The sequence below is a fragment of the Sphingobacterium sp. FBM7-1 genome (assembly GCF_020687765.1).
Taxonomy (GTDB): Bacteria; Bacteroidota; Bacteroidia; order Sphingobacteriales; family Sphingobacteriaceae; genus Sphingobacterium.
The window spans coordinates 1-2,123 of record NZ_JAJEWJ010000018.1; the positions used below are offsets into that span (position 1 = coordinate 1).

Below are 2,123 nucleotides of genomic sequence, written 5' to 3' on the forward strand. Positions count from 1 at the left end.
TCAGGGTGCAGAATTAATGAGTGGCAAGAAACAATTTGACAAACAAAGAAGTGAAAAACTGATAAGAGCTGAGTTCAATAGAGCCAACAATTATATAAGTATGTTCAATCACGCTGCATCGCAAGGTGGTGGTGGTGAAGAATATTGGAACAGATTAAACGAAATCAAACAACCCACCTTAATTATCCACGGAACAGACGACAAAATTTGGCATTATAAGAATGCAGGTTTTTTACTAGAAAAAATAAAAGGTTCAAATCTAATCACCCTTGAAGGTACAGGACACGAATTACACGTTGATGATTGGAAATCAATTATTGATGGAATAGAAAAACACATAAATGACTGATAAACAAAAACAACGCCCCGCGTGGGCCTATACGCTGCCGGCAGCACTGCTGCTGATGGCTCCTTTCGACATCCTCGCTTCACTGGCGATGGATATTTATCTCCCTGTCGTTCCAGCGATGCCCGGCATCCTGAACACGACGCCCGCTATGATCCAACTCACGTTGAGCCTCTATATGGTGATGCTCGGCGTGGGCCAGGTGATTTTTGGTCCGCTCTCAGACAGAATCGGGCGACGGCCAATTCTACTTGCGGGCGCAACGGCTTTCGTCATTGCGTCTCTGGGAGCAGCTTGGTCTTCAACTGCACCGGCCTTTGTCGCTTTCCGTCTACTTCAAGCAGTGGGCGCGTCGGCCATGCTGGTGGCGACGTTCGCGACGGTTCGCGACGTTTATGCCAACCGTCCTGAGGGTGTCGTCATCTACGGCCTTTTCAGTTCGATGCTGGCGTTCGTGCCTGCGCTCGGCCCTATCGCCGGAGTATTGATCGGCGAGTTCTTGGGATGGCAGGCGATATTCATTACTTTGGCTATACTGGCGATGCTCGCACTCCTAAATGCGGGTTTCAGGTGGCACGAAACCCGCCCTCTGGATCAAGTCAAGACGCGCCGATCTGTCTTGCCGATCTTCGCGAGTCCGGCTTTTTGGGTTTACACTGTCGGCTTTAGCGCCGGTATGGGCACCTACTTCGTCTTCTTCTCGACGGCTCCCCGTGTGCTCATAGGCCAAGCGGAATATTCCGAGATCGGATTCAGCTTTGCCTTCGCCACTGTCGCGCTTGTAATGATCGTGACAACCCGTTTCGCGAAGTCCTTTGTCGCCAGATGGGGCATCGCAGGATGCGTGGCGCGTGGGATGGCGTTGCTTGTTTGCGGAGCGGTCCTGTTGGGGATCGGCGAACTTTACGGCTCGCCGTCATTCCTCACCTTCATCCTACCGATGTGGGTTGTCGCGGTCGGTATTGTCTTCACGGTGTCCGTTACCGCGAACGGCGCTTTGGCAGAGTTCGACGACATCGCGGGATCAGCGGTCGCGTTCTACTTCTGCGTTCAAAGCCTGATAGTCAGCATTGTCGGGACATTGGCGGTGGCACTTTTAAACGGTGACACAGCGTGGCCCGTGATCTGTTACGCCACGGCGATGGCGGTACTGGTTTCGTTGGGGCTGGTGCTCCTTCGGCTCCGTGGGGCTGCCACCGAGAAGTCGCCAGTCGTCTAACCGACGACTGGTAGCAGGCCCGCTCCGATGCGGCGCACTAACCATCGAAACCTCGTGAATGTCGGTATCCTGTCTGGCAGGATACCGCTCATTTCCCTTGTTCAGTTCAACATCGCATTGGCAAAATGGCGGGTTAAGTTCAAAATTCAACTTTTGTGCTTTTTATTCCGCCGAATGTGTCCCACATTCAGCTTTTTTTTAATAATTTAGCTTCTGTGGAAACACATCGGCTACGTCACTGCTAAATTGAACTTTCGGTTCAATTTATCCGCCACTTCGCCAATGCGTTTCCCGTTATGCGGCAGCTTAAAAGACGACACCAAACCAAAAAAATCATCTTGACAACCACCCGACTTTGAACTACGAAGGATGAAATTTTTCAGGGACAACTTCCAGCATTTCCAAAAAACAGTTTACCCATTGACTTGGAGACAAACAAACAATTTGAGCATTAAGGTTTAAACCGAATTTTTCCGAAATTGACCTGACCTGACTTTTCCTGAAAATCGACTTTAAAGCTGTTTTTACAGATAAATCAGGTTTCTCTAACAGACAGGA

3 protein-coding genes and 1 pseudogene are annotated in these 2,123 nt (G+C 50.1%); 3 read left to right on the forward strand and 1 reads right to left on the reverse strand.

Annotation, left to right across the window (positions count from 1 at the left end):
• From LKO28_RS15300 to LKO28_RS15310, 3 genes and pseudogenes are all read left to right on the forward strand, one after another.
• Positions 1-349 (forward strand): alpha/beta fold hydrolase (locus LKO28_RS15300; RefSeq protein ID WP_227695903.1); only part of this gene is annotated, 349 nt, incomplete at its 5' end.
• Entirely contained in the window at positions 342-1,565 is a 1,224-nt protein-coding gene (gene floR / locus LKO28_RS15305; RefSeq protein ID WP_014053560.1) for a chloramphenicol/florfenicol efflux MFS transporter FloR, read from the forward strand. The genes LKO28_RS15300 and floR, both read left to right, overlap by 8 nt.
• 27 nt (positions 1,566-1,592) lie before the next feature.
• Positions 1,593-1,691, forward strand: a pseudogene (locus LKO28_RS15310) (LysR family transcriptional regulator); the annotation flags it as partial.
• Between the two features lie 234 nt (positions 1,692-1,925).
• Here LKO28_RS15310 and LKO28_RS15315 read toward each other — a convergent pair.
• Positions 1,926-2,123 (reverse strand): rRNA adenine N-6-methyltransferase family protein (locus tag LKO28_RS15315; RefSeq protein ID WP_227695905.1); only part of this gene is annotated, 198 nt, incomplete at its 5' end.

What these genes read in the sequence shown, in the direction of transcription:
- floR (WP_014053560.1), top strand. Translation starts at nt 342, where the DNA reads ATGACTGATAAACAAAAACAACGCCCCGCGTGGGCCTATACGCTGCCG.